Here is an 18,911-nt window from a genome sequence, read left to right as displayed (position 1 = left end):
ATTATATGGTACAATAATAAAAATTCATTTTATGGAAAATCAACTTGTTGCACATGATGATCAGCTTCCAATGACATCTCGTGAATGCATGTACTCTGTACTTATGGTGGTTTCATTGCTGATTGCTGCTTTTGATCTAAAAGTACTTTTTCAATTTAATGACGTTCGCGGCATTGTAGGAATTATTGCATTGTTTCCGCTTTGCGTACTTGCAAAAATTTCGCTTCAAAATTCCCTTATTGCTAATGAAGCACGCACAAAGAGGGGCCGGATTGACGCATTGAAAGATCAAATATTTTTAATGAACAATCATCCTGTTAAAACTAAACCGGAAAGACATCCAGAGTGGGAACAGTTGCTATTTCTCATTGGTTCATACAACCAGCTCGTGGGAGATAAGGCGAAAATTAATGGTATTCTTGTTGTCTTTGCCAAGCATGCTGAGAAACCCAAGGGTTACCACTGTTCACTGATAGAGCACGATCCACATTGTGCGCAGATTATTTCTAAAGTAAAAGAAAATGGCGATTGGGATTGCTATACGTATCTCACCTAATAAAAGCCCAGACATTCTGGGCTTTTCTTTTTATACGAAAGCGCTACAATCCACCTATGATAGAAAATGACTTTCCTGAGAAAAACAAATATATCGGGGAGCCTTTACAGGAACATCCAAACAACCCACATCTCAAGGAGTTTGTTGTGAGTAATTGGAATCAAGATAAAATCTGGCTTGATACTAATCCCGAGTCATTTGGAGGTATTGCATTTAAGCCTGGTGACTATGTGCAGCAAGGCTGGCCCATGCGAGAATATGGCCCAGTTGTTGGTATTGATCCCAAAACACGTGACGTTTATATTGCTTTTGGGGGTAAGGCAGGTGTCTCGCTTTGTGAGAACTGTAAAACAACTGCAGATTTCGAAGCACAAAATATATTTACAATGAAAGAGGAAGATATGCCCAGGTTTCTGCGAGAAGAGTTAGCAAAAAAGAAAGCAAGAGAAGAAGGAAGGCGACAAAAAGCGGCGTAATTACTTTTCGATTCGCACGGTCTTCACTTCATGAGTTTTTGCCTCGACGATTTTGAGAATATGCTCTTTGACGCGTTCTGCATTAGCAATTTTCGACATGAAAAACTTTTTATCAGCACCAGCGCTTTCGACGAGAAGGCTGCCAGTGCCTAAGAGCTCATCGAGTAGTCCACTTCTTGTAACGGTGATGTCTTGAACTTTCTCAATCTGTAGAGTTGAAACCTCACGTGAGAATATGCCGATTTGCTCGACATTGACGAGTCTCTCTGAAGTCAGAATCCAAAGGTCGAGAATATAATTGGTGTAGGAAATAAAAAAGGTTATCCAAACAAATAAAAGCCAGAGCGTATAGAGAAAATGAAATAAAATTGACACATATGAGGGAATTTGAAATGGTATATAGGTCGGCAGTATGGTGCCTGCAACAAGAGGGAAAACAGCAAGCAATCCAAAGAGGAGTGTCTCAGTGACAAAATAGAACCAGTGTCTGCGATAGACTGCTATTTTAGTTTCACCTGGGTGTAAGGTCATAATGAAGCGATGATTTGGAGCTGTCCGTAAATATTAGTAAGCAAGGTAAATACTCCAAAACCGTAGAACGTATAGAATAAAAATCCAATTAAATAATTCTCACCGTATGAGCGGAAATTGGAGATCAAAATAAAAGAAATAAAGACAACTAAGGCAACTAGAATCCAAAAGCCAATAGTTAAATTGTGAATATTAGTGATAGTAAGAAGGATGGTATGTCCGAATGATGAGAGATCCATGGAAATATTGTAGCATACTGCCTTGGATAGGTTTTCAAGAATTTATAGACATTTTGTTTTGCATATGGTATAAAGCAAGAAAATAAAGCTTATGGAAACGCGAATCGTTCTTACATACCCTTCTCTTCCTATGACATGGTCAGAGAAGAAAGATTTGGTTGGATTAATTTTCATTGTCTCTCCTCTGGCTATCCTGGAATTGTATATTTTAGTTATTTTTATCAACACCCCGCTAACCATCGGTACTATGGTCATAGTTTTGCCCGTACTCCTGGCGATATGTATATATCACAGGATTGGCAGATCTCGCATCCGCCATAGAAAAGAGGAGCAAATTGAAGATTTATGCGAGAAAATCTTCTTTGTGGATAGTCAACATATAAACTCGAAACCCGAACTAGATCCACGCTGGAGTGATCTCCTAATTTTGATCGGTCAACACAATATGTACTCGAGCACGAAAAACAAGATTGATGGCATGTTCATTGGCATAAGCGATATCAAGCCAACTACGTATGCATACACTCTGATCAGAAATGATCCCAAATGTGCAAAAATGTATGAGAATTTAAGGAATGAATCCTCGAAGTATTACAACTATATTTTCTAAAGTTAAACCCCAATTATCGGGGTTTTGTTTTTTTCTTGCTTTTTATTTGAAGTATCTTATGATGAAGTTACAAGCTACTAAGGACATATCATTCCTTAGTCCTCCGTTAGGTGGACAGCTTCAGGAAGAAAGCCGAACGGCTGTAGAACCTGACGGGTAAGCCCGTTATAGCGGTAAAGGAGAAGTAATTAAGGTGGTACCACGATTTCTTGTATAAAAAAGAAACTCGTCCTTGAATCATGATTTTTTTTTCGTGATTCGTGGACGAGTTTTTCTACTTAGATTTTGGGGCAACAATTGCTAGTAGCCCCATAAAAGGCCATAGGAAAATTGTTATGAATCTGGTAAAGCGATCGGGAGTGCGATTTGAAGAAATAATAAGTTTAAGAGTTACAAGGTATCCTATACCTGTGTAACAAATACATATTATGCTCCAAAGTAGAATAATTATTTGGTTTTCCATTTCTAATTATTTTTTATATTTTATATTAGTTTTAACAAAATGTCAATATGTTAGAGGATAATGAACAAGGGGATAAATCAGATGCAGCGCTTCGTCCCTCCAGTGCAGAAAAATCTGCTACGGCGGGCAGGGAAGAAGCTGTTTTGCAGTTTTGGAAAGATAATACTATTTTCCAAAAATCGCTCGATAAAGATTCTCCAAAAGGTGAGTTTGTTTTCTATGATGGTCCGCCGACAGCCAATGGCAAGCCTGGTATTCACCATCTAGAACCTCGGTGTTTCAAAGATGCATTTCCACGGTACAAAACAATGCGGGGATTCCATGTGCGCAGGAAAGGTGGCTGGGATACGCATGGATTGCCTGTTGAGCTCCAAGTCGAAAAAGAATTGGGACTTAAATCCAAAAAAGAAATCGAATCGTACGGTATTGCCGCATTCAATGATAAATGCCGTGAAAGTGTGTGGAAGTATATCGATGAATGGGAACGATTTACTGATCGATCCGGGTATTGGGTAGATCACAAGAATCCGTACATCACCTACAAGAGTGATTTTATTGAATCAATTTGGAATATTGTTTCGAAAGTAAATGACAAAGGCTTGCTCTATAAAGATTACAAAGTCGTACCATGGTGTCCTCGCTGTGGGACAGCACTTTCGTCGCACGAGCTTGCCCAAGGGTATCAAGATGATACAGATCTTTCAGTCACCGCAAAGTTTAAAATTGTCGGAACAGAGAATGGGTATTTTCTAGCATGGACAACGACTCCGTGGACATTGCCAGGCAACGTTGGTTTGGCGGTAGGTAAAGATGTGGTCTATGTAGAAGCAAAAGTCGGAGATGAAATATTGGTATTAGCAAAAGAACGTCTATCTGTTATTGCCGAGCCATATGAAATTGTTGCAGAGCATACGGGTAGCGAAATGGTTGGCATGCAATATGAACCTCTCTACCCATATCTTCAAAATCTTGATGCTGGTGATGAAAAAATAGTAAATGCCTACAAAGTGTATCCTGCAGATTTTGTGACGACGACCGATGGTACGGGTATTGTGCATACGGCAGTTATGTACGGGCAAGAAGACTTCGAGCTTGGTACGAAAGTAGGACTACCAAAATTCCACCTTGTCGATGAAGCGGGGCATTTTATCAAAGGTACGGATTTTCTTGAGGGTAAATTTGTGAAAGATGAAGAGACGGCCGTCGATGTTATCAAAGATTTGGCACACCGAGGATTACTTTTTAAGAAAGAAAAATATACCCACTCATATCCGCATTGTTGGCGATGTAAAACAGCGCTTATCTACTATGCTCGCGATTCTTGGTATATTCGCATGTCAGAATTGCGAGATACGCTGGTTGCTGAAAATAAAAAGATTAATTGGGAGCCGGATCATACTAAAGAAGGACGCTTTGGTGAGTGGATCCGTGAAGTGAAAGATTGGGCGATTTCTCGTGAGCGTTACTGGGGAACACCACTGCCTATCTGGATTGCGGACGATGGAGAGAGTCTCGTAGTTGATTCGTATGAAACATTAAAAAAGTATACAAAGAAATCCGGAAACCAATATTTTGTCATGCGTCATGGTGGCACAGAAGGTAATATTGAAGGTGTGATTAGCTTCAAAAATCAAGAAAATGATCACTTAACAGTAGAAGGTAAAAAGCAAGTTGCAACCACGGCTCAAGGCTTAGTAGACAAAAGGATCGATCTCATTGTTTCTTCGCCATTTATCCGTACGAAAGAAACCGCAGAAATATTACGTGAAAAGCTCGGCCTTTCAAATAATCAGGTTATTTATATCGATGAATTGCACGAAATTGACGGCGGAGATTTCGATGGCAAAAACTGGGATGAATATCACCAGTATATTTTACAAAAGGGAAAGAGCTGGTTTGATGAAAAAATTCCGGGTGGTGAATCTCTCCAGGATGTCGGTAGACGTACAGGTAAGGTACTGTATGACTTAGAGAAAACCTATACAAACAAAAATATTTTAATTGTGACGCACGGTGGTCCAGCATGGGCACTCTTTGTGAATGCGGGGTTATTTATTCCTACAAATAAAGAATACCAGCCGGCAAATTCTCACGTGTTTGTCCAAGAATTTAAACGTTTTGACAATGCTGAGGTGAGGGACTTGCCGTTTGTACCACTTCCTCACAATGAAAATTATGAACTTGATCCACATCGGCCATTTATCGATGAAATCGTACTGGAACACGAGGGCAAGGAATTCCGCCGGGTAAAAGAAGTCATGGATGTCTGGTTTGATTCAGGTGCTATGCCATTCGCGCAGGATCATTATCCATTTGAGAATAAAGACTTCGTCGAAGGTCCAGGTTATCCAGCTGATTTTATTTCAGAAGCTATTGATCAGACACGCGGTTGGTTCTATACACTCCTCGCTGTAGGTGTACTTATGGATCGAGGCACCGCATACAAGAATGTTATTTGTCTCGGGCATATTCTCGATAAAGACGGCAAGAAAATGTCGAAATCAATCGGGAACGTTGTGGATCCTTGGACTGTGATTAACAAATACGGTGTGGATACGCTGAGACTTTGGATGTACTCAGTCAACCAGCCGGGTGAATCCAAGAATTTCGATGAGCGAACAGTGGGGGAACTCCAACGGCAAGTATTTGGGCTCCTGTACAATATTTTATCATTCTATGAATTGTATAGAGATACAGAAAGTGAACAGCGAACAGTAAATAGTGAACAGACTAAAAATGTTTTGGATGCATGGATACTGGCTCGGCTTGATGAAGTTGTGGGACTTACGACAGAAAAGATGGATGTATACAAAGCACTAGAGCCTGTACGGGCAATTCGAGACTTTATTGGAGACCTATCTACATGGTATTTGCGTCGTTCGAGGGATCGCATCAAAGATGGTGATGTTGATGCGAAGCAAACATTATATACAGTATTAAAAACTCTCGCTCAAGTGATGGCGCCATTTGCACCATTTGCTTCGGAAGATATATGGCAACGATTACGACATGAGGCAGACGTAGAAAGTGTACATCTTTCTAATTGGCCAGAAAAAGCTGGAGAACCTAATCCCGTAATTTTGCAAAATATGGGTATAGTTCGGGATTTGTGCACGGTTGGCAATGCACTTAGAAAGAAAGCCAATATTCCCGTGCGCCAGCCGCTCGCGTTCTTCTTCGTCACCGAAGATCTTGCGGATGAATACAAAGAACTTATCAAAGATGAGCTTAATGTCAAAGCAGTTGAGAAAGGTCCAGTGATTGTTTTCGATGAGCGCATTACGCCGGAGTTAAAACTTGAAGGAGAGTATCGTGAATTTGTCCGAGCAGTACAAGATTTGCGCAAACAAGCTGGTCTTACACCAAGTGATGTCATTATACTTACTATTTCTCCAGAGGCGGAATCACTCGTGACGCCGTTTATGAATGATTTCAAAAAGACTGTATTAGCAGGCGAAGTCATGTTTGCAGATAATAATGGACAAGAAGTAAGTATTGGAGAAATTATTATTTCGATTAACATAGAGTGATGAAACTTATTACACTTAATGCATGGGGTGGAAGAGTCTGGCCTGAACTAAAGAACTTTATCGAAAGTAGAAAAAATGAGATAGATATCTTTTGTTTTCAAGAAATTTATAAGCAGAACCAAAATTCTCAAGCATTTGTTCAGGTTTCAGGTCGGGAAGTAAAATATGATCTTTTTGAGCAAATTAGAAATTCTCTAGAAAATCATAATTATGAATTTTGTGATGTACTAGAGGAGCGTTATGGTATTGCAACGTATATAAATAAAAAAATTGAAATTTTAGAAAAAGGAGATATTCTTATTGCCAAAGGAAATTGGGAAGAATCTAATGATATAGAAAATAGAGATCATGATAGGAAATTGCAATGGTTTGATTTACTAGTGAAAGGCAGCAGACTAAGAATAATGAATACACATCTCACTCATCGACCGAAAGGAAAGAGTGATAGTGAAAAAAGACTTAATCAATCAAAGATACTAGTTGATTTAGTAGAATCTTTTGATGGTCCTCAGATCATAGTAGGTGATTTTAATCTTTTGCCGAACACCCAAAGTATACAAATGCTTGAACACATAGGTCTAAAAAATCTTATAAAAGAATATAATATAATTTCAACCCGCACAGAACTCTATAAAAAAACACTTAAGTTTGCTGATTACATATTTTGCTCTCCTGAAATAATTATTAAAGATTTCAAAGTATTGGCAGACGTAGTTTCTGATCATAATCCTCTTTATCTTGAATTTGATTTAATATAATTATATGACTGATTTGAAATCAATAAGTCCATTGCAAGAAAAATTACGGGCAATATGAAAGCTCTTGGTTTTACGACAATCAAAAAGAATTGGATTCTTGAAGGGAAGAAAAATTCTACATGGCGGATCAACAGTACAAAAGATCTAAAGGTTGATGATAAGGTCGCTTTGATTGAATCTGCAACAGGTGAAATATTTGCTCAGGCGATAATAACAAGTGTTGTGGATAAAAATATTACGGATGTAACGAAGGCCGATATGGAAGGTAAGTATACTTCTAAAGAAGAAATGTTTACTGATTTACGGAGATTTTATGCAGATATAAATAATAATTCAATGGTTAAAATGATTGCATTTAAAATAAAGCAATAAAAAACCGCACAATATATGTGCGGTGATGCCACTATATCCTCTAAGGAAGCGTTTTTAGGAAGAGGCCTCCATCTCGTGCGATCATTAATGCGTCCTTGGTGACTTTGTAATCATTCCACTCCCCTTGGTATTCGACTTTGCCGTTAATGATTATTTTATCTCCATCTTCAATAATGAGCCGAGAACCTTTGAGGAAATAATCATCCCAATCGCCGTCGTACGCCAAATCAAATCCAGATTTTTTCATGTAGTCTGCAATATCAGTATTTACCGGTTCATATGTGTCCACGGCATCTAAAGTAGAAGTACGCGACGGAAATATTTTTCTCAAAAAACAAATAAAGCCGTATATCGCAAATGTAATGGTAAAAATTGAGAATATTACTTCACCAGCTGAAAAAGTGTGTAAATCCATGATTTTTCATTTTCTTTATTATACATAAATATAGTAATATGTCAATGTATATCGTTTCGGAAAGCTAATTAATGTAATTACCATTAAGCTTGTATGATATAGTCTTTGTATGCAAAAAGAACTCAAAATTAAAACCTCGGATGGGTATTTCATCTACGGTGATCTCGTTAAAAACAAAAAGGCCTCAAGCAAATTAGTCATCTTCTGTCATGGCTTTACCGGTAATCGTAATGAGCATATCCATTTTAATGGAGCAAAATTTTTCTCAGCGAAAGGCTATGATACATTTCGTTTTGATTTTTATAACGGTGGTAAAAATGCAAGGCATTTCGAAGAAACGTCACTCAGTCAGCATGGTGGCGATATAACCACAATCTTGAACTATTTTCACAAGCAATACAAAAAAATCTATGTCATTGGCCACAGTTTTGGCGGGACATCATTGCTTTTTTCAAATACATCATTTGCAACAGCACTAGTATTTTGGGATGCATCGTATGTTGTGAGTCAAGAAGAAAGAAAATTTTTCATGAAATATAAAAGTGGTAAAGAATACTACATCGATTGGGGAATGAAGATTAGGATTGGCAAGAAATTCATTGGTGAGTTATTTAATTTTCCTGACTGTGGAGAGCTAGTAAAAAAAATACATATTCCTATAAAATTTATTGGAACCGGTAATGGGAAAGATGCCAAAAAATATTTTGTTAAAGCCAATACGCCAAAAGCAACTGTTACAATGACTTCTGCAGATCATAATTTTAATTCCCATGAAGCAGAAAAGAAATTATTTGAGGAAACATATGATTGGATAAAGAAATATTAAATCTTTATGCATCACATTTATCATACAGAAGCTTTTGTTTTAGGTAGCCGTAATGTTGGCGAGGCTAATAAAATGCTTTCACTCTATACCCGCGAACTTGGGCTAGTCTATGCGCACGCACAAGGGATACGACTCGGAAAATCCAAACTTCGTTTCGGCCTCCAAGATTTCTCACATGCGACAGTTGATCTGGTTCAAGGTAAAGATATTTGGCGTGTAACATCAGGGGTGGCGATACAGTCATATGGATTGCGCCTCAATCCTCAAAGCCTAAAAATTATCGCAAGTGTTGCCAAGCTTCTCGAGCGGTTATGCGTAGGCGAAGAGCCAATCCCTGAAATTTTTGATGACCTGGTTGCAACTGTCACACATCTTGCTCATGATCATATACAAGAAAACTATGAAACTATTGAACTTGTACTCGTACTTAGAATTCTCCACAACTTAGGATATATTGGTCGGACTGATACCTTTGCTGACTATTTGGAAGCACCGATAGATCCAGGAAGTGAAATTTACAAAAAATTGGAAAAGAAAACAATACTATTTGAAATTAATAGGGCACTCAAGGAGAGCAATCTCTAAATCCATCTGCTATACTTATCGATATGGACGGTAATGAAGCGCCGAATCAAATCGAAGAGCTTAATCGGCGGCTCTATAGCAAAGATGAAAGTCTACTCCGCAAACGCAAGCGTGGCACTTTGCATCCTCGTGACTATGGGATTTCAAAAATTTGGGAGAAAAAAGAAGAACCGGCAATTACACCAGAAACTATGTCAGTCAAACCTTCATCATCTATGTTTAAATTTATTTTCTTTTTTTCAGTAGGTGTTTTTGTGCTCTCCGGTCTTTATGCTGGTTACACATTTATTCGGGGCAACAATACCGTATCAAATGACAATATTGATGTGCACATTTTAGGAAGCTCGTTTACAGGTGGTGGCGATGAGCTTACGCTTGAGATAGAAGTAACGAATAAGAACAGTGTTCCACTAGAGCTTGCTGATCTTTTGGTTTCGTATCCCAAAGGAAGCGTGGAGGGTAGCGAGGGAGAACAGGTGAGATTGCCTCGTTTGACGCTCGGTACTGTAGGTCCAGGCAAAACCTCATCACAAAGTGTCAAAGTCATTCTCTATGGTGAACAAGGTACACAAAAGACAGTTAAAGCATCGCTTGAGTATCGAGTCGCAGGTTCAAATGCTATTTTCATCAAAGACACTGTCTATTCGGTCACGATTAATTCCTCGCCGATTGCTCTGTCACTTGATGTTCCAAAACAAGTTACTTCAAACCAACTCTTTACGATGACGATCAAGGTGCTCTCCAATGCTGAAAAACCAATACCAAATATGCTCGTGCGGATGGAGTATCCTTCGGGATTTATTGTCAATACTTCAGAACCTCTCGCAGCTATTGGAGACAATATGTGGGAGCTTGGCGACATGGGTAAAGGCATGACAAAAGAAATAAAAATTACTGGCAGTCTCCAAGGTCAAGATGGCGAAGAGCGAGCCTTCAGGGTGTATTCTGGCGAAGCAAGTGCAACAGATCGGACGACACTTGCAGTAACATATACATCACTTCTCGGAACGATTATTATCAAGCGCCCATTTCTCTCGACATCTATTCTCGTCAATGGTGCAGATAGTACAACCAATATTTTAAACGGCAATCAAGAAGTAGATATAGAAATTATTTGGGAAAATAATTTAGAAACCAGACTAACTGATGTTGAAATGACGGCAACACTAACCGGTAATGCATATGATAAAAGTACTGTCAAAACATCGACCGGTTTCTATGATTCGCTCAATAGTAAAATTATTTGGGATAAGACGAGAAGTGGTGTCTTTGCTTCTATTGATCCAGGTGAGCAAGGCTCTGTATCGTTCTCATTTAAGCCGTTGCCGCTCTATGCTTCCGGTTCATATATTTCAAATCCGCAAATCCTGGTTACTGTCGGTATCAAAGGCAAAGAACCCTCCCTCGGTGGCGTGGTTTCAGACGTGACGAATACCGAATCAAAGACGCTTATCTTCGCTTCAGATCTACAAATTGCCGGTAAAGCACTTCATTTCCAAGGACCATTTACCAACACTGGTCCAATGCCACCACAAGCCGATCATGAGACGCTCTATACCGTAACGTGGTCAGTAACAAATTCAGTCAATGACATAACAGGCGCTGAGGCAGTTGCAACACTGCCTACGTATGCTAGATTTGTTGGACCGACCTCACCTGCAAAGGAAGTCGTTACCTACAATGAAACGACTCGTATGGTGACTTGGAAATTAGGTAATGTTACCAAGGGAACTGGTATTAGTTTGCCACTTCGAGAAGCATCGTTTCAGATCGGCATTACTCCTTCAACGACGCAGGTTGGTAGTATTCCGCAAATTTTGCTCCAGACAGTACTCACAGGAACAGATGCCTATACGAATACAATCGTACGAAGCACTTGGGCAGCACTTACCACATCACTCTATAACGATACAAGTTTCACTTCTGGTATGGAGCGGGTAGTGCAATAAATTAGTGAAGAGTAAACGGTAAATAGTAAACAGAATAAAAATATGAAAGAAGAAAAAGAAAATCTAATGGAGAAAATCGTATCACTCGCCAAGCGTCGTGGGTTTATATATCCTGGGTCAGAAATATATGGTGGGCTTGCTGGAACGTATGATTATGGGCCACTTGGAGTAGCACTCAAAAATAATATAAAAAATAGTTGGTGGAAAAAATTTGTCGATAACCGTGAAGATATGTATGGCGTCGATGCAGCAATACTTATGCGTCCGGAAGTCTGGCAGGCGAGCGGGCACGTCGATACGTTTACGGACCCACTGGTCGAATGCACGAAGTGTAAGCGTCGATTTCGATCAGATCAACTACAAAAAACTGGAAGTTGTGATGTATGCAATTCGCCCGTTGGTGAAGCAAGGCAATTCAACATGATGTTTGCAACTCAGATAGGTGCAGTCGAAGATTCTTCTGCAAAAGTCTATCTTCGTCCAGAAACAGCGCAAGGTATATTCGTCAACTTTAAAAATATCGTCGATTCTTTTCATCCAAAGCTTCCATTTGGTATTGCACAGATTGGCAAGGCATTTAGAAACGAAATTACACCACGTGACTTCATTTTCCGTGTGCGCGAATTTGAGCAGATGGAAATCGAATACTTCGTGCGGCCTTCTGATTGGGAAAAATATTTTGAATATTTGAAAGACGAAATGCTTGAATGGATGGAGTCTGTCGGTCTCGATATGAGCAAAGTCCACGAACTCGAAGTTGCAGATGGGGATAGGGCACACTATTCATCACGAACGATTGATTTTGAATTTGACTATCCATTCGGCAAAAAAGAATTATATGGATTAGCGTATCGAACAGATTTCGATCTCAAAAATCACAAACTAGAATATATTGACGAAGAAGCAGGTGAGAAAATAACTCCGCATGTTATTGAGCCATCGTTTGGTGTGGATCGAACAATACTTGCATTACTTCAAAGTGCCTACGCAGAGGATGATCAAAATGAAGAAGTTCGTGCATTTCTTAAATTCAAGCCAAGTATTGCCCCAGTTATCTGTGCAGTTTCGCCACTTTTAAAAAATAAACCTGAACTTGTCGAGAAAGCGAGGATTGTCTACGGTAACCTCAAGGCTGAATTTGGACGTGTCATGTGGGATGATAATGGCAATATTGGTAAGCGCTACCGACGGCAAGACGAAATCGGTACTCCGTGGTGCATTGTCATTGACTTTGATACGCTTATTGACGACACAGTAACAGTTCGTGACCGAGATACAGGCAAACAGGAGAGAATAAAGCAGCAAGAACTTCCTATATTTTTAAAAGAAAAACTCACTACATAAATGAGTAAAGAAATTCTTGTCACTTTGATTATTGCTATAGTTCTTATTACAACAGCAATACTTTTTCAAACAACACCACTAAAAAACAATCTTCCATTTCCTGCTGATAATCATGGTGGTTGTGTCCTCGGGGGATGTAATGGCATTACTTGTTATGATCCAGAGATGGGTGGTGGATTTTCAACATGTGAAGCATTACCTGAATATCAATGTTATAACAGTACAAATTCTCGTTGCGAACGACAGATTACTGGTGTTTGTGGTTGGACACAGACATTGGAACTGAGTCAGTGTATACAATCATTTAGGCAATAGTAATTTTCACCATGAAACACAAACGAACAGTTTTAAAAAACGGTATGCGGATTATAACTGTACCCATGAAAGACAATCCAACCGTCACGGTATTGGTCCTTGTTGAGGCAGGGTCGAAATACGAAACTAAGAAATTAAACGGTATCTCACATTTCTTGGAGCATATGTGTTTCAAGGGGACTGTGAAGCGCCCGACAGCACTCCATATTGCACATGAGCTCGATGGACTTGGTGCTGACTATAATGCATTTACAACAGAAGAGTACACGGGGTACTATGCCAAAGGCGAAGCGCGGTATTTCCCAAAATTGCTCGATGTCGTTTCAGATATTTACCAAAATTCGACGTTCCCAGAAAAAGAAATTGAGAAAGAGAAAGGTGTTATCGTCGAAGAAATCAATATGTACGAAGACATGCCAGCGCGTGATGTGCAGCAAGTATTTACGAGCCTCCTTTATGGTGATCAGCCGGCAGGTTGGAGTGTGGCTGGTACCAAAGAAAATGTTAAAAGTTTCAAGAGGGAAGATTTTATTAATTACAAAGATGCTCACTATGTTGCATCTGCTACAACGATCGTCGTGGCAGGGAATATTTCACATGTGGAAGCGCTTAATCAAATCAAATCACAATTTAAGACGATACCTGGAGGTAAGAAAACAGGCAAGAAGAAAGTATCTGACAGTCAAACAAAGCCATCGCTAGCAATTAAATACAAAAAAACTGACCAAGCACATGTTGTTCTCGGGGTTCGGACATATCCGATTGCTCATAAAGATATACCAACACTCGTCATTCTCTCGACACTCTTGGGAGGTAGTATGAGCTCTCGGCTTTTCCAGAAGCTTAGAGAAGATATGGGAGTCGCTTATTACGTGCGAGCAAATAATGAAACTCATAGCGACCATGGATTTTTTGAAATAGCTGCAGGCATTGATAAAAATCGTGTTGTAGAAGTTATGCAAGTAGTATTGGCAGAGTGTAGAAAATTACAATCCGAACCAGTAGCTCATGTAGAACTTAAAAAAGTGAAAGACTATCTGATCGGCACGATCAAGCTTGGGCTCGAAACATCAGATGCGATTGCGCAGTGGTATGGCGGGCAAGAAGTTATGCATCGTCCGCTTTTAAGCGCTGATATGGTTGCTAAAAAGTTCGCAAAAGTTACGGTACGCGACATACAAAAAGTAGCCACAAATATCTTTAGTTCTTCGCATCTTAATCTGGCTATTGTTGGTCCGTATACGGACTCTTCTCCGTATAAGCAAGAACTTCGCTTCTAAGTTGTTGGATACTAACTTTAGCGGTATGATACGACTATGCAAGAAGGAAATGGAAAATCAGAAATGACCATACATATCAGCCAAAAAACTATTTTACAGACAGTGGTCTTTGTCCTGTTTGTTTTGATGCTTTTCTATATCAAAGATATCGTCTTGGTGCTTCTGACCTCGATTGTTGTCGCCTCATTTGTAGAATCGGGGGTTCGCAAGCTTAAAAAATACGGCATTCAAAGAATGTTTGCGGTGATCTTGCTCTACCTAGTGACCTTCCTAGTTTTTATAGGCTTGTTCTATGCATTTTTGCCGATATTTTCTGCAGAAGTATCGAATTTTATTGTGCTTATTTCCAAACACATACCGAGCGGGAGTATCTTAAACAATCTGGACACAACAACTGTTAGTGATGCCAAAGCGGTTGTGACCGGTATATCACAAAATCTATCTCTTGATGATTTGATCACTCGAGCGCAGTTATTTGTTGGTGGCCTTGCGGGAGGATTTGTGAATACTGCCTCTGCGCTTTTTGGTGGTCTTTTAAATCTGATCATACTTGTCGTCGTCTCATTTTACTTATCGATCCAAGAGCGTGGGGTAGAAAATTTTCTACGGATTATTATTCCAGACAAACACGAAGCATATGTCATAGATCTCTGGCAGCGCACTGAGCGCAAAATTGGCCTGTGGGTCCAAGGGCAGCTATTGCTCGGTTTGATCGTAGGTGTGTTGGTGTACCTCGGACTTGCACTTATTGGGGTCAAGTATGCATTTCTCCTAGGCATCGTTGCTGCAATATTTGAGCTTATCCCATTTGGAGTAGTGCTCGCAGCGGTACCTGGTATAGTCTTTGCGTATTTGGACGGAGGAGTATCAGTTGCTTTTGTGGTGATGCTTTTCTATGTGATTGTCCAACAATTCGAAGGCTACTTGCTCTCACCGCTCATTGTAAAAAAGGTGACTGGCGTCTCGCCGCTTGTTGTTATTATCTCGCTTTTGATCGGTGCCAAACTTGCAGGATTTTGGGGAATTATTTTAGCTGTACCTGTGGCTGTATGTTTGCTTGAATACTTCAATGATATAGAGAAACGTAAAGCAGGAATTTAATATGTTAAAGCCTTTCTATATCACTACCCCGAACCAGAGCCTCGCACTAGGTGCGCGCTCGGCTCGCTACGGGGCGAGATGTGATACTATTTACTATTCCTACTTAAGAATTTCCTATATTTATCATGAGTAAGCCATTTTATATCACGACAACGCTACCGTATGTAAATGCGGAGCTCCATATGGGCCATGCGCTTGAATTTATCCGCGCAGATGCAATTGCTCGGTACAAAATGCTCATGGGGCATGATGTCTTTTTCAATTCGGGTACTGATGAGCATGGGTCAAAAATATTTAAAAAAGCAGAGGCGGAAGGCAAAGCAGTCCAAGCATTCGTCGATGACAATGTTGAGAAATTTTATGCATCGGTCAAAGTACTTGGCCTTACTGAATCGGTGCATTTTATCCGTACAACTGAACCAAAACATGTTATAGCTGCCGAGGAATTTTGGAAGCGAGTCAAGGATAATGGCTATATATATAAAAAAAGCTACGAGACAAAATACTGTGTCGGCTGTGAAGAAGAAAAGACAGATTCTGAATTAGTAGAAGGTAAGTGTCCAATACATCCGCATCTCGAGCTTGAGCTTATTAATGAAGAGAATTATTTCTTTAAGTTTTCAGCATTTGGTGACAAACTCCTAGCGTTCTATGAAAAAAAGCCAAATTTTGTTATTCCGGAATTTCGTTTCAATGAAATGAAAGCATTTATAAAAGGAGGGCTTCGCGATTTCTCTATTTCACGCCTCAAATCAAAGATGGAGTGGGGGATACCAGTACCGGGCGATCCAGAACAAGTCATGTATGTTTGGTTTGATGCACTGGTCAATTATATTGCGACGGTTGGTTGGCCCAATGACACTGAAACATTTACCAAATATTGGGTAGATGGCACACCAACCCAATACTGCGGTAAAGATAATACACGATTCCAATCTGTCATGTGGCAAGCCATGCTTATGGCCGCAGAGCTACCGAATTCCGACCAGATAGTAGTGAATGGTTTTATCACGGCAGAAGGTGGAGTAAAAATGTCCAAGTCTCTCGGTAATGTTGTTGATCCGAAAACTATTGCAGAAGAGTATGGTACGGAAGCGCTTAGATTTTTCTTGTTGTCAGAAGTAAGTTCGTTTGAGGATAGTCCGTTTACGATTGAGCGATTTCGCGATGCCTACAATGCTAAACTTGCAAATGGTATAGGCAATCTCACGAGTCGTATTATGAAAATGGCAACGACACACCTCGAGAAAACACCTGCAATTCCTAAGGAATTTATGCCAGAAAATTGGATACATGCTATGGAGCGATTTGATATTAAAGAAGCAATGGATATAACATTCCGGCATGTCAGTGAGCTTGACCAGATCATTCAAAGCAAAGAGCCATTTAAATTAGTAAAAACTGATAAAGATGCTGCAATTGAAATTATAAAAGATTTAGTACTTCGACTGTATGCTATAGCGGAAATGCTACATCCAATGATGCCTGAGACAAGTAAAAAAATTAAGGAAACAATCAAAGCATTTGCCATGCCAGAGCCGCTTTTCTTGAGGAAAGAGTAACTATTTTAAATTAGTAAAATTTAAAGCGCTCTATTTTATAGAGCGCTTTACTTTTTATTGAAGTAGGGAACAAATTTATCATTTGATCGGTAGACTTGCATTCTGCCTGCTGCAATTTTGCCGCCTCTGACAAAAAATTCAATACGTATATCAAAGCTCTGAAAATTGTTGGTATCACCTGAACAGATGCAATGAGAGTCTTTGATGTAACCGTAGATTACATCATTTATGCCAACAAGTTCACGATGAATTTCTTTGTTGGTCACTGGATTCTTTTCAATGACAGGTTTGTTAAGTAAAGACAAACTAACTACTGTTTCGGTTCCAGGTTCTTGAAATGTGTGTGGATAGAGTAGGGAAACTACTGTATTCATGACTTGATGAAGCATAAATGTATCAAATCTAAACCCGGAATCCTTTTTTCGGATGATGATTTCTTTACTGCACTTTTGATTGAGTTGCTCTTTGCATTCAGTAATAATAAGTGTGTATAAAGAACCTTTGTATTCAAATTTCATGGGTTATTTTTATAACAATGTACTACATAAATTGCACCAATCCAAGCTTTCTTTTATACTGATATTGCTTTTTTAAAAAAAATATGTATAATATAAAAAAATCTTTTAATGAAAGAAGTAGGAATTATTGCCCATGTTGATTTTGGTGTAATAGGTCACACGTCATATGAACTTGTATATGCTCAACTGGAAACAGCACAAATTATTGTGCTTGAATGCAAAGATATTAATCACCAGGAAGTTGCTAAAAGGGAATTGCCGATTATGCAAATAAAGATACAAGAGTTTTTTACTCCTGAAAAAGTTATCTTGTATCAAGCAAGGCACAGAAGGGTACATCCTAAAAATTGCAGCGTACAAACGAATATGCATCTCAGCAGACACAATGTAAGACGACTGCAGTATGGGTATATGCATCAAAAGAAATTATAAAAGCTCATATTGAGCTTTTTCTTTTTTAATTGACTTTATATAAATATATGATATTGTAAAATCAAATAAAACTTAACTCAGATGAAAAATTTCTTGCTCCTTGTCATTTTGGCTGTTGCTACTTTAACTGGATTTAGCCAGGAAACACTACGAACTTCTAATACAAGCAGTATTGAGGTTGAAAATTTTGGCAAAAAATTGGCTTTTATAACCCAAGTAAAATTGGATAGCCTAACTTGTGATTCATTGGAGAAGAAATGCTTTGTTCATCGCTCATTCGTTAATGAAGCAGATGTCATTCCAAATCCAGATGCATCGATTGAAAATTCCTTCTATCTTGCTGCATACAAGCAGCCTGGTATACCGTATGCGTACGAATATTTGTATCGTACACAGGAAAACAAAAAAGCACCTTGGCTCATGTATGAAAGAACAAAACATGCCAATACGGTTACGTATGATCAAAATTCTAAAACACTGGTTATTGCAAAAGATGTACCTTATTCAAAAACATTTTTCCCTGCGTTTGGAGTTTCTGGTCAATTGGTCTGTATAATTATCTTGCTTATCATTTTTGTGTTTGCACGTTATGAGCCGGAAAGAATTAAAGGTATATACAATTCTATTGTAACTTTCTCAACTATATTGATTATTGGGGTGTTAATATTCTACATCATAGGCCGAAGTACATTTTTTACTGTACAAAGTTATGTTACAGAAAGTGTTCCCAAAAGTCTTCTTGGAATGACACTAGTGAGTATATCGGTACTTGTAAGTATTGGTAATATGCTCATACGTTATCGCTTTATTTTAGGAAAGATAGCCATAATTCATAAAGGAAAACCAAGAATAATTATGATGCTGTTTATTCAAATCGCATGTTTTGTAATATGTATTGCGGGTTTTACTGAAGACCTAAAGGTTCTTATTGTGATTCCAATATATGCAAGCGCCTTCGGTCTTGCGCTATATGGAATCAAGTCGCTCTTCTCTATAAAGTCTCAAAGAGCAAAAGTCGTATGATAAATATAAACCCCACATATTGGGGT

19 protein-coding genes are annotated in these 18,911 nt (G+C 39.0%); 16 read left to right on the top strand and 3 right to left on the bottom strand.

What is annotated here, in order from left to right; translation table 11 throughout:
* Positions 1–31 precede the first annotated feature (31 nt).
* Together IPF86_01010 and IPF86_01005 are read left to right on the top strand one after the other, a co-directional pair.
* Positions 32–556, top strand: a complete 525-nt coding sequence (locus IPF86_01010) for a hypothetical protein (protein ID QQR50487.1) — start codon at positions 32–34, stop codon at positions 554–556.
* Between the two features lie 56 nt (positions 557–612).
* Complete coding sequence (locus tag IPF86_01005) at positions 613–1,032, top strand: hypothetical protein (GenBank protein ID QQR50486.1); 420 nt, start codon at positions 613–615, stop codon at positions 1,030–1,032.
* Here the strand turns inward: IPF86_01005 and IPF86_01000 are convergent, their stop codons facing one another.
* Positions 1,033–1,563 carry a PH domain-containing protein gene (locus IPF86_01000; GenBank protein QQR50485.1) on the bottom strand — a complete coding sequence of 177 codons (531 nt, stop codon included), beginning with the start codon at positions 1,561–1,563 and terminating at the stop codon, positions 1,033–1,035.
* A 330-nt stretch (positions 1,564–1,893) separates the two neighbouring features.
* Between IPF86_01000 and IPF86_00995 the strand changes: the two genes are divergently transcribed.
* The 4 genes from IPF86_00995 to IPF86_00980 all read left to right on the top strand — a co-directional run bounded on the left by IPF86_00995 (position 1,894) and on the right by IPF86_00980 (position 7,535).
* On the top strand, positions 1,894–2,412 hold the full coding sequence (locus tag IPF86_00995; protein ID QQR50484.1) for a hypothetical protein: 519 nt from the start codon (positions 1,894–1,896) through the stop codon (positions 2,410–2,412).
* A gap of 510 nt (positions 2,413–2,922) precedes the next feature.
* On the top strand, positions 2,923–6,405 hold the full coding sequence (locus tag IPF86_00990; protein QQR50483.1) for a class I tRNA ligase family protein: 3,483 nt from the start codon (positions 2,923–2,925) through the stop codon (positions 6,403–6,405).
* Positions 6,405–7,163, top strand: coding sequence for an endonuclease/exonuclease/phosphatase family protein (locus tag IPF86_00985; protein ID QQR50482.1), 759 nt, complete (start codon positions 6,405–6,407; stop codon positions 7,161–7,163). The genes IPF86_00990 and IPF86_00985 overlap by 1 nt, the downstream gene beginning before the upstream one ends.
* 54 nt (positions 7,164–7,217) lie before the next feature.
* Entirely contained in the window at positions 7,218–7,535 is a 318-nt protein-coding gene (locus IPF86_00980) for an ASCH domain-containing protein (GenBank protein QQR50481.1), read from the top strand.
* 40 nt (positions 7,536–7,575) lie between these two features.
* Here the strand turns inward: IPF86_00980 and IPF86_00975 are convergent, their stop codons facing one another.
* Positions 7,576–7,950 carry a hypothetical protein gene (locus IPF86_00975; protein QQR50480.1) on the bottom strand — a complete coding sequence of 125 codons (375 nt, stop codon included), beginning with the start codon at positions 7,948–7,950 and terminating at the stop codon, positions 7,576–7,578.
* A 109-nt stretch (positions 7,951–8,059) separates the two neighbouring features.
* Between IPF86_00975 and IPF86_00970 the strand changes: the two genes are divergently transcribed.
* The 8 genes from IPF86_00970 (at position 8,060) to IPF86_00935 (ending at position 16,912) form a co-directional block, all read left to right on the top strand.
* A complete protein-coding gene (locus IPF86_00970; protein ID QQR50479.1) occupies positions 8,060–8,776 on the top strand; it encodes an alpha/beta fold hydrolase in 717 nt (238 codons plus the stop codon).
* Positions 8,777–8,782: 6 nt separating this feature from the next.
* Positions 8,783–9,361 (top strand): DNA repair protein RecO, encoded by a 579-nt coding sequence (gene recO / locus IPF86_00965; GenBank protein ID QQR50478.1) that lies wholly within the window; start codon positions 8,783–8,785, stop codon positions 9,359–9,361.
* Positions 9,362–9,384: 23 nt separating this feature from the next.
* On the top strand, positions 9,385–11,310 hold the full coding sequence (locus tag IPF86_00960) for a hypothetical protein (GenBank protein ID QQR50477.1): 1,926 nt from the start codon (positions 9,385–9,387) through the stop codon (positions 11,308–11,310).
* Positions 11,311–11,352: 42 nt separating this feature from the next.
* Complete coding sequence (locus tag IPF86_00955) at positions 11,353–12,654, top strand: glycine--tRNA ligase (GenBank protein ID QQR50476.1); 1,302 nt, start codon at positions 11,353–11,355, stop codon at positions 12,652–12,654.
* Positions 12,655–12,969, top strand: a complete 315-nt coding sequence (locus IPF86_00950; GenBank protein QQR50475.1) for a hypothetical protein — start codon at positions 12,655–12,657, stop codon at positions 12,967–12,969.
* An 11-nt stretch (positions 12,970–12,980) separates the two neighbouring features.
* Positions 12,981–14,249: an insulinase family protein gene (locus IPF86_00945; GenBank protein ID QQR50474.1), complete on the top strand. Its 1,269-nt coding sequence runs from the start codon at positions 12,981–12,983 to the stop codon at positions 14,247–14,249.
* 36 nt (positions 14,250–14,285) lie between these two features.
* A complete protein-coding gene (locus tag IPF86_00940; GenBank protein QQR50473.1) occupies positions 14,286–15,350 on the top strand; it encodes an AI-2E family transporter in 1,065 nt (354 codons plus the stop codon).
* A gap of 125 nt (positions 15,351–15,475) precedes the next feature.
* Positions 15,476–16,912 carry a methionine--tRNA ligase gene (locus tag IPF86_00935; protein ID QQR50472.1) on the top strand — a complete coding sequence of 479 codons (1,437 nt, stop codon included), beginning with the start codon at positions 15,476–15,478 and terminating at the stop codon, positions 16,910–16,912.
* Positions 16,913–16,959: 47 nt separating this feature from the next.
* On the opposite strand, the gene IPF86_00930 is transcribed toward IPF86_00935, so the two are convergent.
* Positions 16,960–17,430: a hypothetical protein gene (locus tag IPF86_00930; protein QQR50471.1), complete on the bottom strand. Its 471-nt coding sequence runs from the start codon at positions 17,428–17,430 to the stop codon at positions 16,960–16,962.
* 108 nt (positions 17,431–17,538) lie between these two features.
* On the opposite strand from IPF86_00930, the gene IPF86_00925 reads away from it, so the two are divergent.
* Positions 17,539–17,862 (top strand): hypothetical protein, encoded by a 324-nt coding sequence (locus IPF86_00925; protein QQR50470.1) that lies wholly within the window; start codon positions 17,539–17,541, stop codon positions 17,860–17,862.
* Between the two features lie 81 nt (positions 17,863–17,943).
* Complete coding sequence (locus IPF86_00920) at positions 17,944–18,885, top strand: hypothetical protein (GenBank protein QQR50469.1); 942 nt, start codon at positions 17,944–17,946, stop codon at positions 18,883–18,885.
* Positions 18,886–18,911 lie beyond the last annotated feature (26 nt).

The organism is Candidatus Nomurabacteria bacterium (genome assembly GCA_016699085.1).
Lineage (GTDB): Bacteria > Patescibacteriota > Minisyncoccia > Phycocordibacterales > UBA9973 > CAZLWF01.
Note: the sequence above shows the minus strand (reverse complement) of the source record. Positions and strands in the feature narration are given on the sequence as shown.